The organism is Mesorhizobium sp. WSM4816, assembly GCF_055811535.1.
On record NZ_JBVVQR010000035.1, the window covers coordinates 1 to 19,490 of the forward strand.

The window sequence follows — 19,490 nt, forward strand, 5'->3', positions numbered from 1 at the left end:
TTTTCGGGGGGGGCCCGCGCCCCCCCCCCCCCCACCCCCTCCCCCCCCCCGCCCCGCGCCGCCCCCCCCCCCCCCCCCCCCCTTTTTTTTTTTTTTTTTTTTGGGGGGGGGGGGGGGGGCCCCCCCCCCCCCCCCCCTCCGGTCGAGCATTCCGAAGGAGCTCCGAGAGCGGCGGGCCTTATTCCTCGATGCCCTTGGTGCCGCGCCGCTTGAGGTAGGCGTCCCAATAGAAATCGTCGGCATTTTCTGCGGTGACGATGGAAAAGCCGTTGTCGACGAAGGGCACGCTCATGCCGTTGAAGCCCGACCGCCGGGCGTCGTTCATCGGATCGATCAGTTCAGGATGCTTGGCCAGCCACAGCAGCATGAACCCCATATAGCCCTGCATGCCCTGGTTCGGGTTGACTGAGCCAAAGATTTCGCCGGCCTTGATCATGTCGAGGATCTTGGCGTTGACGTCGGCCAGCATGACCCGGATCTTGCCGCCGCCCTCCTTGGCGGCCTGAGCTGCGCCGATTGCCGAGTTGGCTTCCGGCATGAACACCGCGCCCAGATCGGGATGCGCCTGAGCAAGGCTGAGCACGGCCTGATAGGCCTTCGTCGCATCCTGGTTCGACGCAGCGCGGCCGACGAGCTTCATATCCGGCCATTTGGCTTCCATGCGGGCGATGAACGCGGCAATGCGCTTGTCGTGATTGTCCTGTCCGGGGTTTTCGAGGACCGCGTATTCGCCCTTGCCGTCCATCGCCTTGGCGACTGCATCGGCAGCATAGGTGCCTTCGGCGACGTTGTCGGAGGTGATGTAGGATACTCGTTTGGAGTTGGGCGAGTCTGCGGCGAATGTGACTACCGCCGTTCCCTGCTCAATGGCCCGATTGATTGGCTCGATGAAGGGATCGGAGTTCATCGGATGGACCAGGATGCCAGCCGGCTTCTGAGCCAGCGCCTGGTCGAACGTCGCTATTTGCTTGTTCACGTCGTATTCGGGGGTCCCGGTATATTCGGTCTCGCAGCCGAACTGTTTTCCAGCCTGCTTGAACATCTCGTAGACCGGGAACCAATATTCGACGCCGGAAACCATGACGTTCATGACGTATTTTTCACCCGGCTCGCACTTGAACGGGTTAGCGGCCTGGGCAGCGGCGTGGCTTGCCCCCAACACTGTGGTGGCGGCTGCCGAAATGGCGAGCATGCTCAAAAATTTGCGCAAGAGTCCTCCCTCGGCCGAAGCCTGGTCAATTGGGCGGTCGGACACTTGCGTGCCGCCGCTTGTGGTTGATGAGGCCGAACCTCCTCCCGAGGCCCAGCGGTTGATCATTCGCAGCAGTTGGCTCGAGTGTCAATAAAATTCACATACAGAAATATATTTCACAACTCCATCATGACCGGCAGCTTCGCGCCCATTGCCGATCTCGGCGCTCTCCAAAGCCGCGCTTCGCTGCGGCCCAAAAGACGAGTGCGACCAGTTCCTTGCGGCAGTGCCTGCTCGAACGGGCGTAAGGCATCCATTGCCGGCATTGCCCAGATGACCGCCTTCGGAGGTTGATCCGCGCAGCTGACTAGGATAACATGACAATCTTAGTTTAGTTTTTAGCCGCGGCCGCAGCAAGGTTGGTCCTTCACGCGCGGCGCCATCAAAACCTTTGAAACTCAGCGCAGAGCGCCTGCCCGGCGTCTGTGCGACATGGCGTCCGCAACGAATGATCGACAAGAATCAGATTGCAGCAGAACAGGCAATTTTTCGAGCCTTCGCAAACAGCTATTTGCGTGAGCTGAATTCCGGGATTCCGGTGTTCCACCGCATCGGAGAACGGAACTTCGATTGCGTGGAGATTTCCCTGCCGTCGCGGCATGCCGTGCTGCGCATCGAAATGAAATCCCGATCGCTTTGCGGAATGCACCTGTTTGGACAGATCTGGATTCGTCAGGATGCAGGTCCGAACTGGCACGAGATAGAACCGATCCTGGCCGTGCATCTGCTTGTGCTGGGAGCCAGGGAAGCCGGATCGGCCACGCACCGACAAGCCGATGTGGAGCTCCTCGAACGGATTCTTCAGAGCTGTCAGGCGACGAAGCGTTACCTCGACGCCGCCGATCGGGCGCCGCCATCGGTCGGCTTCATAGCCGCGGAGCAATCTCTGTATTTCGGACATCCGCTGCATCCGACGCCCAAGAGCCTGCAAGGCATGTCGAACTGGCAGCAGGAGGTCTATGCCCCCGAATTGCGCGGCGGTTTCCAGCTGGCCTATTTCGCCGCCGCTGCCCACCTTGTCCGCGAGGATTCCGCCGGCACCGCGGTGAACGCGATCGTCAGTTCACTGCTGGGGAATGACGCCGGCAACGTAGCCGCAGGCAACGGCGAGATGCTGTTGCCCATGCACCCGCTTCAGGCGCAAGCATTGATGCTCGACCCGGCGGTGCGCGCGCTCATGGACTTAGGGCAGATCCGGTATCTCGGTCCGGCAGGGCCGGTGTTCACGGCGACTTCTTCGGTGCGCACGGTTTACAGCGATAACGCCGCCTGGATGCCGAAATTCTCGCTGCCCGTCCGCATCACCAACTCCAGGCGCGTCAACAGGCGGCACGAGCTGGAAGCAGGCGTTGCGGTGGCGCGCCTGTTCGAACGCGCCGGGATCGACATGTTCGAGCCGCGCCTCGGCTTTCTCCATGACAGCGCATATGTGACGCTGGAGTTTTCCGGACAGGCCGAGAGCGGTTTCGAAGTCATCTTCCGCGAAAACCCGTTCCGGGGCCGCGCCGACGATCCCGTGATCACCGTTTCGGCACTGACGGCCGAACCACGTCCCGGACACAGCTCATTGTTCGAAACCATCGTCCGGCGCGTCGCGCAGGATCAGGATATCTCGGTGCGGCAGGCGTGCCGTCGCTGGTTCGAATGCTATCTCGACTGTGCGCTCGATCCGCTGGTCAAACTCTATGACCGGTTCGGCGTCGCGCTGGAAGCGCATCAGCAAAACAGCTTGCTTGACCTGTCGCAGCAGGGGCTGCCCAGCCGATATTTTTATCGCGACAGCCAGGGATTCTACCTCTCGAACAATTTCAGGGCCCGGTGGTATGGCCTGGTCCCCGAAGTTGTCCAGATCCGCAGTCTTTTCTTCGACGATCGCGAGATTCGCGAGCGGCTCTCCTACTATCTCATCGTCAACCAGATCTTCTCGGTCATCGCGCGCGCCGGGCATGACGGCCTGGCAAGCGAGGCCGAACTGCTCGCCATACTGCGTGCGCGGCTCAAGAAGCTGGCGCAAGAGCTCACTGGCGCGGGCGGGGAATTCGCGACCAGCCTGCTGGACAAGCCGCACATCACCGCGAAGGCCAACCTGGCAATCCGACTCGGGGATGTCGATGAGCTGGCCGAGGGCGGCAGCGCCGTCTACACGCATTTTCCCAATCCACTCAGCCGTGTCGGGCTATTTGTCGCCGCGGAGCAGGCACATGCCATTGCCTCTTGATCTCCACGGCATCCCCGAGCTGCGTGTGATGCGCCAGCTCGCGGAAGCCCTGGTCTATGAGGGCCTGGTCGATTGCGCGGTGTCGCGAGACGGCGGGAAAGCCCGCTTTGAATGGCGCTGCGGCGGCGCCTCGATACGCTGCGAGGGATCGATCGGCGCCTTCGGCCGGGTCAGGGTTGTCGCCGAGACGATCGAGCGGGGCTGCGCCGACCAATGGCGCCCGGCGACGCTCGGCGATCTACTTGCGAGCATAGACACCTGCCCCGAACGGCGCGCGCAACTCACGTCCGAACTGGATCGGACGCTCGATTTCAGCGCCTGGAACCAGCTCAATCTCCGGCCCAGACCGCGCCGCGATCTGCCATTTGCGCAACTCGACAGCGCGATCGATGAGGGTCATCCCTATCATCCGTGTTTCAAGGCGCGCACCGGCTTCGACTACGCCGACCACGCGGCGTACGGCCCGGAAGCAGGCAACGCCTTCCAACTGGCTTGGCTGGCGGTCGCGCCCGAACGTCTGCACTCGGCGTTTCCCACGGACGAGCAGGCTTTCTGGATGCACGAACTCGGCACCGAAACCTACGCGCTGCTGGACGAGCGCCGTGCCCGGCTCGGCGACAATGCAAGGCGGTTCGGCCTGATGCTGCTGCATCCCTGGCAATGGAAAGCGTTACAGAACTCGGAGATGTCGCGCTGGCTGGCGGAGGGCTCCGCCGGTTTCCTCGGCCATGCCGGCGATCGCTATAGCGCCAGCCAATCCGTGCGGACGCTGTTCAATCGCGATCACCCGCGACGCGCCAATCTCAAACTGCCGATGAATCTCGTCAACTCGTCGGCCAGGCGCATCATCGAGCCGCATTCGGTGTGCAGCGCGCCGTCGATCAGCCGCTGGCTCAAGGACATTGTCGCCAGCGATACGCTATTCGAGGCGCGCTATCCGCTCACGATCCTCGCCGAATATGCCGGCACGATCGCAGATCGGGAAGGACCGCTGGCAGGACAGATCGCCGCGATCTGGCGGGAGGACGTTACGAGCAGCCTCCAGCCCGGCGAAACCGCGGTGCCGCTCAACGCGCTGATGGGCTTGGAGAGTGACGGCCGGCCGTTCGTCGCGGACTGGGTCGAGCAGTACGGGCTGGACGCCTGGCTCGACAAGCTTGTGGCTACGGTGGTGATGCCGGTGTTTCACCTGCTCGTCGGCCATGGCATCGCCACGGAAGCGCATGGCCAGAACCTGATCCTGATCCATCGCGATGGCTGGCCCGTGAGACTGGCGATGCGCGACTTCCACGACAGCGTCGAATATGTGCCGGGCTTCCTGCGCGATCCCTCCACTGTTCCCGACTTCCTCGCCTTGAACCCCGCCTATCGTGACGCCGCGCCGAACCAGTACTACTGGATGGAGAGCGCCGATTTGCTCGGCGAGCTCTGCCTGGACGCCTTGTTCGTCTACAACCTCGCCGAGATATCGCATCTGCTGCGGCAATGTTACGGTCTCGACGAAGACAGCTTCTGGTCCGGCGTCGGCAGGCGGTTGCAGGACCATTGCCGGCAGTTCGGACTGACACACCGGCAGCCCGCGCTTGGCCTGTTCCAGCCACGCATCCGCACGGAATCGCTGCTGCGACGCAAGCTCGCGCCACCGGGCACCGAATGCGCTCACGAAATCCCAAACAGCCTTGCAGTCGCGTAAGGAGACAGAAAATATGATCGCAATCAACGACACGGTCTTTGATCAGGCCTATTTCCGGGACGCGGCGCACCGCATTGCGGCCGCGGTGCAACTCGACAAGCGCGCAGGCGACCGTTTTGCGGTCTGTTTCTCCGAGGCACAGGATTGGCTGGCATTCTTCTTTGCCGCGCGCGCGGCCGGCGCCAGCGTGCTGCCGCTGCATCCCACGACGCCATATGCCGCGGCGCGCCGGCAGGCGGAGACGGCGAAGTGCAACTGGCTTTTCTACAACCGCCTGGAAGGCGAGCCGATCTGCGAGGAGCGCGCCAGCGAAGCTGGACAGCTGCTGCAGATGAGCTCCGGCACGACCGGCGAGCCGAAATGCATCGCGCGCGCCTGGAGCGACATAGACGACGAGATCGACAGCTACACCTCGGCGTTTGTCGAGCCACAGGACATGACGCCGTTGATCGCCGGCCCAACCACCCATTCATATGGCTTGATCTGCGGCGTAATGGTGGCGCTGAAGCGCGGCCAGTCGCCCGCCATACTGGACACCGGGAACCCAAAATTCCTGCTGCGCAAACTGCGCGAAACGGAGCGCCCCTATCTGATCTCGTCGCCGGCCATCCTTCACACGCTTGCCAGGCTTTTGCCGGCCGGCGAGCAGATCCACGCAACGATGACATCCGGCACCCTCTTGCCCGACCCCTGGTTCGGGCAGATCAGGGCCAAGTCCAGGCACATGTTCCAGCAGTACGGGTGCTCGGAAGCCGGCTGCATCGCGATCAATCCTGATGTGCAGTCGGCTAATGAAATCGGCTATGTGCTGCCGCGCTTCGCGTTGCGCGACGCCGGCACGGCCATTGAGCCGAAGGAAATTGCCGTCGAGCGCAAAGGCGTGGTCGTCGAGACGCGCGACCTGGGCTACCGCCGCGACGACGGCATGCTGGTCTTCCTGTCGCGTCTCGACGATCTGATCAACGTCTCTGGCCTCAACGTCTATCCGAAGGAAGTCGAGGACGTGGTCATGACGTTCGGCGGCATTGACGACGCGGTCGTGTTCCGCAAGCAGGATGTATTCGCGGGCGAGCGCGTCGCGCTTCTGTTCAGCGCCGAACATGCGGTCGACCGGGCGCAGCTTCGGCAATGGTGCGCCGAGCGGCTTGCAGCACACCAGATGCCGACCGAGATCGTTCAGGTGGAGCGGATCCCGCGCCAAGCGAACGGCAAGATCAGCAGGCGCGACGTGGCTGCGCGCTGCGGCACGGGCGAATTCGCGCCGGCACGGACGGAGGCAGCCTGATGACCTACGATCAGATAGTCGACGCGATCGGGACGGTCCTGCGCGACAGGCTCGACAACCAGCACATGGATGGCTTCGCGCCGCAAGCCAGGCTGAACGAGGATCTGTATCTCGATTCCGTGCTCATTCTCGAACTCATGCTGGCGCTTGAACTCGACTACTGTGTCGCGCTTCCCGAGGAGGTGGTCAGCCGTCAGGATCTGGACACGGTGGACGACTTGGCGCGGCTGTTCGTCAACGCCTCGGAACAGAATGGAACACTGATTAAGCCGGCTAAGGAACTTGTTCTCGCTTGCGCGGAACAAGAAGCGGCCGAGCGGATCGGCGTGCATGGCGAGGACTTCGTCGACATCAAGGTCCATTGCTTCGTCAGCAATGTCTGCCACGCGGTGAAGCAAAGGCAGCTTGATCATCGACCTTTCTTCTTCGGCGTCTGGGATGCGGGTTTCGCCGTCGATAGAAGCTGGCGGCTGGCGTATCACGCGCCTGAAATCAACCACGACTTCTTCCGCGATTGGTTCGAGCGCCTGTACGGCGCCAAGGTCCGCCAATGGTATCGGCCGGACGCAGCCAAGGTAGAGAACCTGGCGACGATGCTGGAGCTCCTGGAACGCAAGAAGCAGAGCGAGTACCTGATGGTCATGCTCGATCTCTTCCACCTGCCGGAGCGCGAGAACAAGTTCAACCAGAATCCGTTCCCGCACTATCTGATGTTGGAACACACCGAGGATCCGGCGGTTTGGATGGTTCTAGACCCCGATTTCCGCTGGGAAGGCAGGATCGAGAAGCAGAAAGTCATCAATGCGATCATGCAGCCGACCGTTGCCGGCGGCTTCATCTTCGACGCTGCCGACATCAGGAAACCGTCCGCCGTCGATCTGCGCGACTATTTCCTTGCCTGTTTCCATGAAGACGACAATCTGCTGACGCGCGCAACGCGCGAAGTCGTTCGGGCGCATCTGGAAGGCCGCGACGGCCTGAAACTGGCCGAGTTGTCGATGGCGCTGCGCGAACTGCCGGTCATATCGATCCGCAAATACGCGCTGGAGCATGGCTTCGCCTTTTTCTGGCGATCGCTGCAGCTTTCCAACGCCGGGTTCGACACGATCTGCGACGACATCGAATCCCTGATCCAGGAATTCAAGGCGCTTCACTACGCCGTCATGAAACTCAGCCAGACAGGCGACGAAGCCCTGGCGTCGCGGGTGTTCGAGAAACTCGATATGCTGGACGCGATGGAGCGCTCGCTGAAGCGCCGTCTTGCCCAAACCTATCGGGTATGGTGCGACACGCGCGGCCTCCTGCACGCGCCGCGCCACGATGTCGAGGATGCCGTAGCATGAGGCTGTCGCTCTGCACGATCACCTTCCGCCATCACCTGCTGTCGCTGGAGGACATCGCGCGATGGGCGGCGGCGAACGATTTCCAGGGCATCGAGCTCTGGGGCGCACACGCGCGCAACATGCAGCATATGACCGAGCGCAACGCAGACTGGATGGCCGCATTCGGCCTTTCGGTGCCGATGCTCAGCGACTATCTGCCTCTCGATGGGGATCTGGCGTCGCTGCGTCACGCCACGTCGAACCTCTGCCGTCTGGCCGGCCGCTGGGGCGCCCGCAAGGTGCGCACGTTCGCCGGCAAGTTGGCAAGCCGGGACACCTCGCCCGAAGCGCGCTGGCGACTGTCGGCGCGACTCAAGGACGCCTGCATGATGGCGCAGGACCAGGGCTGCCAGCTACTGGTGGAGACACATCCGGGAACGCTTGCCGATACGCTATCGTCGACGCAGCGCCTGCTCGAGGAGGTCGACCATCCGGCGCTGGGCATCAATTTCGACACCTTGCACGTCTGGGAAGGCGGCGCCGATCCGGTCGCCGCGCATCGCGCCCTGTTGCCGCATATCCGGCACTATCATCTGAAGAATGTCCGCTCGCGTGCCGACCTCGCCGTGTTCGAGCCGGCAAACGTCTATGCCGCGGCCGGAAGGCGGACGGGCATGACCGCGCTTTTCGACGGCGCGGTGGACTATCTGCAATTCCTCGACGAATTGTTCGAGCGCGAGGAGGTGGACGCCTCACTGGAATGGTTCGGCGGCGACTGCTTCAACGTCCTCGCCAACGACGCCCGCAACATGCGTCTGCTGCGGGCGGACCGCGAAGCACCGATCCGCGCCGGCGTGGCGTGAGTCGCCCGCGAACAATGACATGACAGGCGCAAGGCGGTATCGCCCGAAGCTCCATCGCTCAAACCCGGTATTGCTGCAAGGCGGGGGACATTCAGCTCCTTGAGATTCTACCGCAGTGCTGTATTATACAGCAATGTCAGCAAATGCAGGAGACGGGTGATGCCGAAATCCAGTGGCACGTACTCGACCAGCGACCTGTCACGCAAATCCGGCGATATCATCGCTGAGGCCATGCGCCATCCCGTCACCATAACGCAACGCAACAAGCCGCGCCTGGTGCTTCTCAACATCGAAGACTATCGACGCCTGCGCGACAGCGCGGACAAGCGCGCTGTCGGCACAATCGACACCATGCCCGATAGCCTGCTGGGGGAATTCGAGGACGCCATCGAAGCCTACGCAGATTCAGATGAGACAGTTCAGCGTTGAGCCTCGAAGACATTCAGACAGCCAGCGTTATCCGCTATCCCTATCTTTGGGCGCGGGAAGCCGTGAGCGGTGAAACAGAGGGTCGCAAAAGTCGTCCGGTTGTCGTTGGTGTCCGCCTCGTCCGCGCCGGTGGCGATCTGATCCTGTTTTTCCCGATCACCACCAAACAACCCGAACCGGGCCGCTTTGCTGTGGAGGTGCCTGATATCGAGAAGCGACGGGGCGGCCTTGATGCCGCGCTGCGACTGTGGATCATATTCGACGAGTACAACACCGACATCGTCGGCCAATCGTTCTATCTTGAACCCGATCCGCCGATCGGGCGATTCAGCAAGGCATTCTTCCTGCCCTTGGCTCGCGAGTTCGTGGCCCGCCGGAAATCCCTCAAGGCAGTAAACCGAACACGGTAGCCATGTTCGGCGCTATCAGCCTCACAGCCGTTGAGTACGTCCGCTCGCGTTGCCGGCGCGCCGGTCGGCTATCGAGGCCGCGATCTTGATGGACCAGCCGTCAGAAGCGCGCGGTGGCGCTCAGCCGGAACGAGCGGCCAGGATCGTAGTGCGGCGCCACCCCGACGAAATCCTGCCCGTAGGCCGCGCGGTCGGTGTAGGCTTCGTCAAAAATGTTGAGGGCGTCGGCGCGCAGCGTGAAGTTCGGCTTCGAAGGCGGCGTCCACTCGACATAGGCATTCACCACCTCATAGCCCGGCAGTTCCTTCTTCTCGCTTGTCGGATCGGTTGGATGCCGCACCAGCGTCCTGTCGGTCTTCAAGGCGATTTCGATGTCGCCACCGACTTTGACGCCCCAATCGTCGAATGTGTAGCCGGCGCCGATCATCACGATCTGGCCGAGAGGAGTCGTCAAATAGCGGCCGATCTCGGTATCAGCCGGCTTGCCGTCGACGTCCGCATTGATATCGGCATATTTCACACTGACAAAGCCGGCGTCCCAATCATAGCGGCCGCCGATTTCCCAGCCCTTCGAATCGAGATCGAGCGTTCGGATCGATGTATCCCCGGGAAGGTATGGCGCGCGTCCGTAGACCGGCAGGCGTGCGTTGTCGATGTTCGTACGGAACAAATTGGCCTCGAAAGTGAAGCCGTTGTAACGCATTTCCAGCCCCGCAGTGTAGTTGTCAGATGTCACCGGCTCTGGACCCTCGCCATAGGTCCAGACTGGATTCTGGATGAAGTTCTCCGCCAGCGGAACACCACCCCAGACATGCGAGGTGCCGGCCTTGACCGTCAGGAATTCCGGTACGAGGTCGTATTCGCCGGAAATGTTGCCGCTCAGGCCCGCATTGTTCCAATCCGAATCATCGACGCCGGTGAACCATTGGTGGTCCCCACGTGCGCCGAAGGAGATCCTGGCCCGATCGAACGGCTCCAGGCGGGCTTGGGCATAAGCCCCGACGTTGCTGGCGCGTTCGTCGGCAAATTCGAAGAAACCGGGGAAGCGCGAATCCAGTGCTGCCTTGTCGCTGTAGAAATCGAGACCCGCGGTGACGCTTCCGACGTCGAGCGAAAAGCGGTTTTCGACCTTGCCGTTGAGGCTGGTCGTTTCTCCAAAGGCTGGCCCAGTGACGCCTGCCTGGGGACCGCGAGGGGCCGTAACTTCTGTGCCCAGTTCGGTCCGGGAATATGCAAGCACGATCTTCGGATCCCACCAGCCTTCCGGTGAGGTGTCGGTATATGTGAAAACCGTATTCTGTCGGCGCAGATCGTAGTTGCGGGTCACTGGCTCCGCGCCATTATCGATATAGACATTGGCGCGATAGGGGCGCAGTTCGTCGTCGCGGACCTGCTCGTGACTGAGCTCGAAACGATGGCCCTCGACGCTCTCGTAGGCGATCTTGGCTAACCCGCTGATCAGATCGGTGCCGGTCCCCGGCATCTCCTGGCCGTTGCCGGCGGTGAAGTTGCCGCCACGGCCGTAATTGATGTAGCCGAGATACTCGAAGCCGTCTTGCCGGCCGAAGCCGCTCACGCCGGTGGTGAACGTCTCGCTGTTGGTGTCCCATATGCCGGTGACGAAACCGCCAAAATTGCGGCCGGGTTCGAGCAGGTCGGCCGCATCCTTGGTCTCGAATCCAAGCGAGCCCGCGAGTGCGCCCGGACCGGCGTCGGCCGGCGCAACGCCTGCCTGCACCGACGCGGCCTTTAGAAGTGCCGGGTCGAGCAGATAGGTGCCGTTGTGGTGGAACACCTTGTTGTTCTGTCGCGACCCGTCGACGGTCACGGCCAGATTGTTCTCATCGACGCCGTTGACGTAGATCTTCTGCGTGCTGGGGATCGCGCCGCCGACGGCGATCTGCGGCTCACCGGAGAACACCTCCCTCAAATCCTGCGGTTTCTTGCGGTCGATCTCCTGCTGGTCGATGGTGATCAGGTTGGCGCCGGCCGTCGCGTTGGCGCCTGCCCCCACGTCAACGACGAGAATGGTGTCGAGCTGCGTGCCCCCGGCGGGAGCCTGGGCTTCTTCATTTTCTTCGGTCGTGCTTGTCCCGGCTTCCGCTTCCGGGGCGGGGGCAGACTGCGCCAGCGCTTCGGGACACAAGAAAATGGACATCGCGGTGCTGACGGTCAGCGCTCGCAACAGTTCTGATGACATCGGCTAAATCCCCTCGAATACGGTAGCCCCGGCTGGCGCGAACCGCGCCTGTTGGGACTGCCTTAGCCCATCGGTTGCGCTGCGGCAATAAACTTGATAATAAAAATCCATTTATGCAAGCCGTTGTAACTGCTGCGCTCTTCGAGCGCTGCAGCCGCGGAACTTACTCAGGCGTGGTGCAGGACGGTCAGCCGACCGGCGATGTTTTCGACCCGCATTGAGAAGCCAAAAATGCTCTCCAGTATATCCGGCCGGATGATGTCGCCGGTTTCGCCCGACGCGATAACGGCGCCGTCCTTCATCGCGACGATGCGGTCGGCGTACGAGGCTGCATGATTGATGTCGTGGAGCACGATGAGCACCGTCTTGCCGTGCTCGTCGGCGATTCGTCTCAGCGTCCGCATAAGGTTTCTTGCATGAAACATGTCGAGGTTGTTCAGCGGCTCGTCGAGAAGGATGTAATCCGTCCCCTGGCAGAAGGTCATGGCGACGAGGGCGCGCTGCCGTTGCCCGCCTGACAAGGTGTCGATAAAGCGCAGCGCCAGGTCGCTGAGATCGAACTGTTCGAGCGACGCCGCGATGATTTCGCGGTCTTTCGCGGTCAGCCGCCCGCGATTGTGCGGGAAACGACCGAACCCCACGAGTTCGGCGACACGTAGGCGGCTTGCGACGCCGGGATCCTGTCGCAGGATGGCCATGATCCTGGCCAACTGCCGGCTCGGCGTCGTATCGACCGGCAGCCCGTCGACTGTGATGCGGCCGCTTTGCAGGGGTCGCAGGCGGGCGATCAACGACAACAGGCTGGACTTGCCGGCGCCATTCGGTCCGACAAGCGCCGTGACGCCGCCCTTCGGCACGGTCAGGCTGACATTATCCAGAATGCGGCTGCCGCCAAGAGCCAGGGAGACGCCTGCAATCTCGATCATCGCCGGCCCCCGGCAAACAGAATGACGAGGAACACGATGCCACCGACGAATTCCACGACGATGCCGAGGCTGCCTTCCCCGCCCAGAGCATGCTGGAGGATTGTCTGGCCGCCGACGAGCACGATTATCGCCGTGAGCGCGGCTGCCGGCAGAAGGATGGCGTGCCGGTTGGTGCCGACGATGCGCGCAGTGAGCGAAACCACCAGCAGCCCCAGAAACGCCATCGGTCCAACCAGCGCCGTCGACGCCGACACGAGCGCGGCGACAACAACCAGCAGCCCGGCAGCCGTGCCGCGCCACGCCACGCCGAGCCCAATGGCTGTGTCGGTGCCCAGCGCGAGCACATCGAGAACATGTCGCGCCCGCCAGGCGATGGCGACACCCGCCACGGTGATCACGCCGGCCAACAGCAGCAGATCGGGTTCCACCGCATTGAAGCTGGCGAAGACCGTACCCTGCAGTACGGCGAAATCGTTCGGATCCAGCAGCCGCGCCAGCAACGTCGTCAGCGATCGGAACAGCACGCCCAGCACAACCCCGGTCAGCAGCATCAGCGTCAGGTCGAAACGCCGGCGAAGCATCGGCAGGAACAGCGCCAGCGCGAGGCTGGTCATCGCCGTGAAATTGCCGAAGAAGTGCAGGCGGGGATCGATGCCGGCAAAGCCGAAACCGCTCAGCGCAAAAACCAGCGCCGTCTGGCAGAAGACGTAGAGCGCATCCAGGCCCATGATCGATGGCGTGATGATGCGGTTGGCGCAAACGGTCTGAAACACGACGGTCGAAACCGCCACCGCCACGCCGACCAGAACCATCGCAGCCAGCCGCGCTGCGCGCAGTTCGACCACGAAGGCGAGATCGCCGCGCAGGCCGATCGTCATGAAGGCCACGCCGACCAGCACTGCGACCGCCGCCATTATCACGAGGCGGCCCTCGTGCCGCACCAGGCCGCGTTGCATCAAAACTTCAGTCATTGCTGTTTCGGCCAAGCAGCAGGACTAGGAAAAGCACCGCCCCGACGACGCCGAGGATCGTGCCGACCGGAACCTCGTAAGGGAAACGGATGAGCCTGCCGATGATATCGCAGGCAAGCACCAGCGCCGCGCCACCGCCGGCGACCCATGGCAAGGTGTGGCGCAGGTTTTCGCCGGCGAAGCGCGATACGATGTTGGGCGCGACAAGGCCGACGAACGGGATCGTACCGACGACGACCACGGTCAGCGCGGTGATGGCCGAGACGATGACCAGGCCGAGCCGAAGCATAGCGGCATAATTCAGGCCGAGCCCTATGCTGACGTCCCTGCCCAGCGAAAGCATCGTCAGGCGGTCGGCCGTCCACCAGGCCAATACGACCAGTGCGCCCGCAACCCACAACAGTTCATAGCGCCCGCGCAGAATGCCGGAAAACTCGCCCGTCATCCACACTTCGAGATACTGCAGGAGGTCCAGGTGCCAAGCGGCAAAGATCGCGGCGGCGCCAATGACGCCGCCATAGACCAATCCGAACAGCGGAACGAGAAAAGGTTGTGTCGGCGGCAACCTATGCGCGAGCATGAGGAAAACGGATGTCCCGGCGAGAGCGGTCACCGCCGCGCCGGCTGCCTTCCATCCAAGCGATGCATCGGGCCAAACCAGCGTCACCACCAGTATGCCGAGTGCCGCCGATTGTGCGGTTCCAGCCGTCGAAGGCTCGACGAAACGGTTGCGGGCAAGCGTCTGCATCACAAGCCCTGCGATGGCCAGGGCGCTGCCGGCCAGAAGTGCCGCCAACGTCCTCGGCAAGCGGCTGATCATGATCAGCCGCAAGGCTTCCGGGTCGGAGGCCAGACTGCCTATGGCGAGTTCGCTGACGCCGACGAACAGACTGGCCACAAACAGCGCCAGCAGGGTTGCGGCGCCGATTGCCTGATAGGCGAAGCCTTGAGAGCCAAGCGATCCGGCGGTCATTGGGTCCGCGAGAAAGCGTCTCGAATGGTCTCAAGCACGCGCTTCGTCGACTGGACGCCGCCTGCGGCGATGTAGAAATCGGCTGCCGGCATGTAGACCACCTGCCCTTTCTTCCAGGCCGTGGTTTCGGCCACCAGTTCATTGTCGAGCGTCGCTTTGGCGTTCTGCTCCCCCGAACCGATCGCGGCGGCGCGATCGAGCACGATAAGCCAGTCCGGATTGGCGTCGCGGAGGAACTCGAAGGAGATCGCTTCGCCGTGGGTGGCGGCCTCGACATCCTCGACCGCCGGCGTGAGCTGGAGCGCCGAATGCAGCCAACCGAAGCGGGACTCCTTGCCGTAGGCGGTCACCTTCGGGCCGCTGGTCATCAGGATCAGCGCCGTGCCCTTGCCCTTGACGGCGGCACGCGTCGACGAAAGCGCGTCATCGAGTTCCGAAGCAAGCGCCGCCGCCTCGGCCGGCTTGCCGACGAGAGCGCCGTAGGCCGTCAGGCGCTGCTTCGCCTGCGCGAACAGATCATCGCCATTCATCGTCATATCGATGCTCTGCGCAATCCGGCTGGTCGCCGCCAGTTGCGGCGAGGAGCGCCCGCCGACAATGATGAGGTCCGGCGCCAGCGCGCTCAGCGCCTCCAGATCGGGCTCGAAGATGGTGCCGACGATTTCCACGCCGTCCTTCAACCCGGCGAGTTCGGGCACATAGAGCTTATCGGGCAAGCCGGCGACCTTCACGCCCAGGCTGGTCAACGTATCGACCGCCGCAATGTCGAACACCGCGAGCGTTTGCGGCGTCTTGCCGACCGTTGCCGGGCCGTTCGCGGTCTCGATCTCGGTTGCGAACGACTGAACGAGGAAAAGCGCCAATGCCGGCAAGGCCAGGACCGACTTGAGCCATCTCATGAGCATGCTCCGTAGCGAAGACGACGCTTCAATCGCGCCAGGCCAGCGGCTGGAGATTTTCGCGGAAGGCGAACCGGACGAGATGCGACTCGATGACCTGCTTGGTCTCGGTCAACGCCTTGGTGTCGGCCGCTTCCACCACTATGTCCAGCCGTTCGAGACCGGCATTCATGGTAGCCGTGCCGCAGGAGAACCGGCACTGCCCATGCCCATCGCCATAGGCGACCTCGACCTTGTGCGCGAAATGCTTGCAAAGCTGCTGGAGATATTTGCCCGCATTCGGCGTTTCGCAGCGCGTGATCGCAGTCAGCATGGAGACCTCATAATATGATGTTTACACTCCACTTATCGTAAGCTATCCGTTCGGACAAGTCGGCGGCGCTGAGCAGTCGCCGCAAGAAATGCCTGTAGCGACAGCCCTCGCATAGCCATGCTCCTGGCAGGCCAGACCTTCGAACAGAAAAAGCGTCCCAATGCTGAGTAGATTTTTCGCTTACTACCGCCCCTGGAGAAGTCTGTTCATCCTGGATTTCTGCTGCGCGGTCCTGTCTGGCCTGCTGGAACTCGGGTTTCCGATGGCCGTCAAGCTGTTTGTCGACGAGCTGTTGCCGACTCAGCAATGGCTGCTGATCCTTGCTGCGTCGGCCGGCCTGCTTGTCATCTACGTGGTGAACACCGGACTGATGGCGGTCGTGGTCTACTGGGGCCATATGCTCGGTATCAACATCGAGACCGAGATGCGCCGGAAGAGCTTCGATCACCTGCAGAAGCTCTCGTTCCGCTTCTATGACAATCACAAGACCGGTCACCTCATCGCCCGGGTCACCAAGGACCTGGAGGAAATCGGCGAGGTTGCCCATCATGGCCCGGAAGACCTGTTCATCGCGATCATGACGTTCATCGGCGCCTTCGCGCTGATGTTCCTGGTCAATCCGCAGCTTGCGCTGATTACGGCGGCAATTGTGCCGCTGGTCGCCTGGGTGACAAGCCGCTATGGCGCGCGCATGACGCGCAACTGGCAGGCGCTTTACGGGCGGGTCGGCGATTTCAACGTTCGCATCGAGGAGAATGTCGGCGGCATGCGGGTGGTGCAGGCTTTCGCCAATGAAGACCACGAGCGCAACCTGTTCGCGCGCGACAACGCCAGCTACCGCAAAACCAAGCTCGATGCCTATCGCATCATGGCCGCAAGCACGTCGATGAGCTACATGAGCATGCGGTTGATCCAACTGGTGGTGATGATCGCCGGAAGCTATCTCGTGCTGCGTGGCGAACTTTCCAGTGGCGGCTTCGTTGGCTTCCTGCTCCTGGTCAATGTGTTCTTCCGGCCGATCGACAAGATCAATTCGGTGATTGAAACCTATCCGAAAGGCATCGCCGGATTTCGCCGCTATGCAGCCCTCCTCGACACTGAGCCGGACATCGCAGATCTGCCCGGTGCATTTGACGCACCGATGCTCCGGGGTGACATCAGCTACCGGGACGTCAGCTTCGGCTATAGCGGCGAACGGCCGGTTTTGAAGAGCATCAATCTCGACATCGCAGCAGGACAGACCATCGCCTTCGTCGGGCCATCCGGCGCCGGCAAGACGACCCTGTGCTCGCTGCTGCCGCGTTTTTACGAGGTCGACAGCGGCGCCATCACCATCGACGGTCTGGATATCCGCGATATGACGCTGGCCTCGTTGCGCGGGCAGATCGGTATCGTGCAGCAGGACGTGTTCCTGTTCGGCGGCACGATCCGCGAGAACATCGCCTATGGCCGGCTGGACGCGGTCGAGAGCGAGATCGTCGAGGCCGCGCGCCGCGCGCGCCTCGACGAACTCATCGCCTCGCTGCCGGAAGGGCTCGATACGATCATCGGCGAGCGCGGCGTAAAGCTTTCGGGCGGTCAGAAGCAGCGCCTGGCAATCGCGCGCATGTTCCTGAAGAACCCGACCATCCTCATCCTGGACGAGGCGACTTCGGCACTCGACACGCAGACCGAGCGGGAGATCCAGCAGTCGCTGGCAGACCTTGCGCAGGGCCGAACGACGCTGGTGATCGCACACCGGCTGGCGACGATCCGCAATGCCGATCGCATCGTGGTGGTCGCCGATACAGGCATCGTCGAACAAGGCCCGCATGATGAATTGGTGGCGCGCGGCGGCGCTTACTCACGACTGGGCGCGGCTTCAGATTAAATCCGCCGGGCGTGAGGTGAATCCAGGCGCCGGGCGAACCCGCCGCCTGGAAGTCTAACTTCGACCGTGTGGCCGAACGCTGTTATCGGCTCCCCCAAATCCCCTGTCCGTAACCCGGTGCGGGCTTATCGAAGGTCGAATTTCCAGCCGAGGTCGGTACGCTGTCGCCCGTGTCGACACTCGCTGTGCCGCTCGGGTCGAGCGCGTAGCCGTTGTCGGACGCCATCGAATGGTCACCGGTCTTCGGATAGAAGGAGCCATGGCTGTAGTCGGAGCCATAGTGGTCGCTGCCGGCAAAAGCCATGCCGGAGGCAAACAGCAAGGTGGCAGTGGCAAGAACGATCTTGAGCATTTCAATTCTCCATTTTTGAGGGTTAGCGTTTGGCCTCGACGCGCCGTGCCCCGCACCGCATCGATGAGGCCGTCTTTTCATGCCCTTTGGGCAAACCGACCAACCGCTATCCTTAGGGATGTGCGGCGGCAGGTTGTTCAGCGCACGGTCTCTTGTTGCGTTCGTGCGCTGTTCGGTGGGCTGCCCAATGGCAGCCGAGATCATCACCAATCGGCAGTGTCAGCGCGGCCGTACGAATGGCGGCTGTTCCCGATCAGCCGTCGCGTAGCGGGGTTGACGTCTGCCCCTTGTCGATCATGGCGTTGCAAGAGCCGGCGAGCCCCTTCATGGGCCGGGTGGTTCTCGCCAACAAGGCTCGCGCGGAGCCGGTCGGGGAAATCGTATGAAGCAACTGGCCTGTGCATTTTGAACCTCAGGTTTCGGAGCAAAAATGTCGACCCTCGCTAAGACTAGATGTTCTGTCTTAGGCTCTATATATTTTCGTTTCGTTCGTTTATTCTTCCACGTCTTCGGATCTTACTGTCATACACCGCTTTCGTTTCAGGCGTTTTTCTGCATCGCGGTGGGAGTGTTTCGTTTGTTTCAGAGGCACGCGCGACGGGGCGGGACGCATTTTGTGGATGGTCGTCCTCGATGGCGCGACACCGGCTTGCGCATGCCACAGGCCTGTCCGCCTCGCTCGACCCAAGGACGGACAGGCTCAGCCTCGGCTTACGGCCGGATGTTGTGGTTGACGCGGAAGAGGTTCGCCGGATCGTATTTGCGCTTGACCGTGACGAGCCGCTCATAGTTGGCGCCGTAGGCGGCGCGTACACGCGCCTCGCCTTCATCATCCATCATGAAGTTGATATAGGCGCCACCGTGCGGGTTGTGCTTGTGCACCGCAGCCCAATACTCGCTCGCCCAGCGCCTCAGCTCCAGCGCCTTCGTCGGGTCGGGGTCGATGCCGGCGATAACCATGGACCAACGCGCTCGCCGCGCTCCCCAGGCGGTAGCGTCCGGAGCCACTTCCTGGGCCGCTCCGTCGATGGGGTAGAGATGCATCAGCGACAGTTCGCTCGGCGTCGTCGAGCCGTGCTCGGCATGGGCTGCGATGGCCGCATCGGACAGCTCGTCGACATAATCGCCCTTCCAGTACCATTGCAAGCCCTTCGGCAGCAGCGGATCAAACAGCGCCTGCAGATCGACGAAGGGCATCTGCATCATACCGTCCATCAGTGGCCCGGGAAGCGCGTCGCGCACGGGCTGCATCGCCCGGATGCCGTCCTCCTCCGCGCCGTTGTAGCAGCTGATCAGCGCGCAGACGCGCCTTCCCCAGATCTCGCGCGGGAAAGGGTCGCAGGAGGGCACCGTCTTGATGCCGAAGAACATCCCGAGCTCTCGCGGCGCTCCGGGCAGGAAGTCGCGGTACCAGCGCATGATCTCTGCGGCATGTGCGATGTCGAAGAAGATCGGCCCGGCATAGACATCCTTCGCCGGATGCGCCTGAAATGTGAAGCGCGTCACGACGCCGA

Annotated in this window: 17 protein-coding genes; 8 read left to right on the forward strand and 9 right to left on the reverse strand. The window is 62.4% G+C overall.

All coding sequences use genetic code 11. The features are described 5' to 3' along the window. Positions 1–178: 178 nt before the first annotated feature. On the reverse strand, positions 179–1,210 hold the full coding sequence (locus AC0L3H_RS26595; protein ID WP_027156384.1) for a substrate-binding domain-containing protein: 1,032 nt from the start codon (positions 1,208–1,210) through the stop codon (positions 179–181). Positions 1,211–1,700: 490 nt separating this feature from the next. Here AC0L3H_RS26595 and AC0L3H_RS26600 point away from each other — a divergent pair, with 490 nt between their 5' ends. From AC0L3H_RS26600 to AC0L3H_RS26630, 7 genes are all read left to right on the forward strand, one after another. Continuing rightward, positions 1,701–3,470: an IucA/IucC family protein gene (locus AC0L3H_RS26600; protein WP_473587432.1), complete on the forward strand. Its 1,770-nt coding sequence runs from the start codon at positions 1,701–1,703 to the stop codon at positions 3,468–3,470. Then, complete coding sequence (locus tag AC0L3H_RS26605) at positions 3,454–5,163, forward strand: IucA/IucC family protein (RefSeq protein ID WP_473587433.1); 1,710 nt, start codon at positions 3,454–3,456, stop codon at positions 5,161–5,163. Before AC0L3H_RS26600 ends, AC0L3H_RS26605 begins: the two co-directional genes overlap by 17 nt. Before the next feature lie 13 nt (positions 5,164–5,176). Further along, complete coding sequence (locus AC0L3H_RS26610; protein WP_473587434.1) at positions 5,177–6,448, forward strand: AMP-binding protein; 1,272 nt, start codon at positions 5,177–5,179, stop codon at positions 6,446–6,448. Further along, on the forward strand, positions 6,448–7,791 hold the full coding sequence (locus tag AC0L3H_RS26615; protein ID WP_473587435.1) for a DUF6005 family protein: 1,344 nt from the start codon (positions 6,448–6,450) through the stop codon (positions 7,789–7,791). The genes AC0L3H_RS26610 and AC0L3H_RS26615 overlap by 1 nt, the downstream gene beginning before the upstream one ends. Beyond that, entirely contained in the window at positions 7,788–8,633 is an 846-nt protein-coding gene (locus tag AC0L3H_RS26620) for a sugar phosphate isomerase/epimerase family protein (RefSeq protein WP_473587436.1), read from the forward strand. The genes AC0L3H_RS26615 and AC0L3H_RS26620 overlap by 4 nt, the downstream gene beginning before the upstream one ends. Before the next feature lie 159 nt (positions 8,634–8,792). Then, positions 8,793–9,062 (forward strand): type II toxin-antitoxin system prevent-host-death family antitoxin, encoded by a 270-nt coding sequence (locus AC0L3H_RS26625; RefSeq protein ID WP_473491624.1) that lies wholly within the window; start codon positions 8,793–8,795, stop codon positions 9,060–9,062. Further along, the gene (locus AC0L3H_RS26630; RefSeq protein WP_473587437.1) at positions 9,059–9,472 is read left to right on the forward strand and encodes a hypothetical protein; all 414 of its coding nucleotides are present in this window, start codon (positions 9,059–9,061) and stop codon (positions 9,470–9,472) included. The genes AC0L3H_RS26625 and AC0L3H_RS26630 overlap by 4 nt, the downstream gene beginning before the upstream one ends. 100 nt (positions 9,473–9,572) lie before the next feature. On the opposite strand, the gene AC0L3H_RS26635 is transcribed toward AC0L3H_RS26630, so the two are convergent. The 6 genes from AC0L3H_RS26635 to AC0L3H_RS26660 form a co-directional block, all read right to left on the reverse strand. Beyond that, on the reverse strand, positions 9,573–11,672 hold the full coding sequence (locus tag AC0L3H_RS26635; RefSeq protein ID WP_473587438.1) for a TonB-dependent receptor domain-containing protein: 2,100 nt from the start codon (positions 11,670–11,672) through the stop codon (positions 9,573–9,575). A gap of 167 nt (positions 11,673–11,839) precedes the next feature. Next, positions 11,840–12,598 carry an iron ABC transporter ATP-binding protein gene (locus tag AC0L3H_RS26640; protein WP_091589887.1) on the reverse strand — a complete coding sequence of 253 codons (759 nt, stop codon included), beginning with the start codon at positions 12,596–12,598 and terminating at the stop codon, positions 11,840–11,842. Further along, the gene (locus AC0L3H_RS26645; RefSeq protein ID WP_473587439.1) at positions 12,595–13,569 is read right to left on the reverse strand and encodes an iron chelate uptake ABC transporter family permease subunit; all 975 of its coding nucleotides are present in this window, start codon (positions 13,567–13,569) and stop codon (positions 12,595–12,597) included. The genes AC0L3H_RS26640 and AC0L3H_RS26645 overlap by 4 nt, the downstream gene beginning before the upstream one ends. Next, a complete protein-coding gene (locus AC0L3H_RS26650) occupies positions 13,562–14,542 on the reverse strand; it encodes an ABC transporter permease (RefSeq protein WP_473587440.1) in 981 nt (326 codons plus the stop codon). Before AC0L3H_RS26650 ends, AC0L3H_RS26645 begins: the two co-directional genes overlap by 8 nt. Next, positions 14,539–15,441: a siderophore ABC transporter substrate-binding protein gene (locus tag AC0L3H_RS26655; RefSeq protein ID WP_473587441.1), complete on the reverse strand. Its 903-nt coding sequence runs from the start codon at positions 15,439–15,441 to the stop codon at positions 14,539–14,541. The genes AC0L3H_RS26650 and AC0L3H_RS26655 overlap by 4 nt, the downstream gene beginning before the upstream one ends. A gap of 28 nt (positions 15,442–15,469) precedes the next feature. After that, a complete protein-coding gene (locus AC0L3H_RS26660; RefSeq protein ID WP_091589882.1) occupies positions 15,470–15,754 on the reverse strand; it encodes a DUF2218 domain-containing protein in 285 nt (94 codons plus the stop codon). A 160-nt stretch (positions 15,755–15,914) separates the two neighbouring features. Here AC0L3H_RS26660 and AC0L3H_RS26665 point away from each other — a divergent pair, with 160 nt between their 5' ends. Next, complete coding sequence (locus AC0L3H_RS26665) at positions 15,915–17,624, forward strand: ABC transporter ATP-binding protein (RefSeq protein WP_473587442.1); 1,710 nt, start codon at positions 15,915–15,917, stop codon at positions 17,622–17,624. Between the two features lie 82 nt (positions 17,625–17,706). Here the strand turns inward: AC0L3H_RS26665 and AC0L3H_RS26670 are convergent, their stop codons facing one another. Both AC0L3H_RS26670 and AC0L3H_RS26675 read right to left on the reverse strand, forming a co-directional pair. Then, positions 17,707–17,976 (reverse strand): hypothetical protein, encoded by a 270-nt coding sequence (locus AC0L3H_RS26670; protein ID WP_473491635.1) that lies wholly within the window; start codon positions 17,974–17,976, stop codon positions 17,707–17,709. A 711-nt stretch (positions 17,977–18,687) separates the two neighbouring features. Continuing rightward, positions 18,688–19,347 carry an FAD-binding oxidoreductase gene (locus AC0L3H_RS26675; protein WP_473587464.1) on the reverse strand — a complete coding sequence of 220 codons (660 nt, stop codon included), beginning with the start codon at positions 19,345–19,347 and terminating at the stop codon, positions 18,688–18,690. Positions 19,348–19,490: the final 143 nt, after the last annotated feature.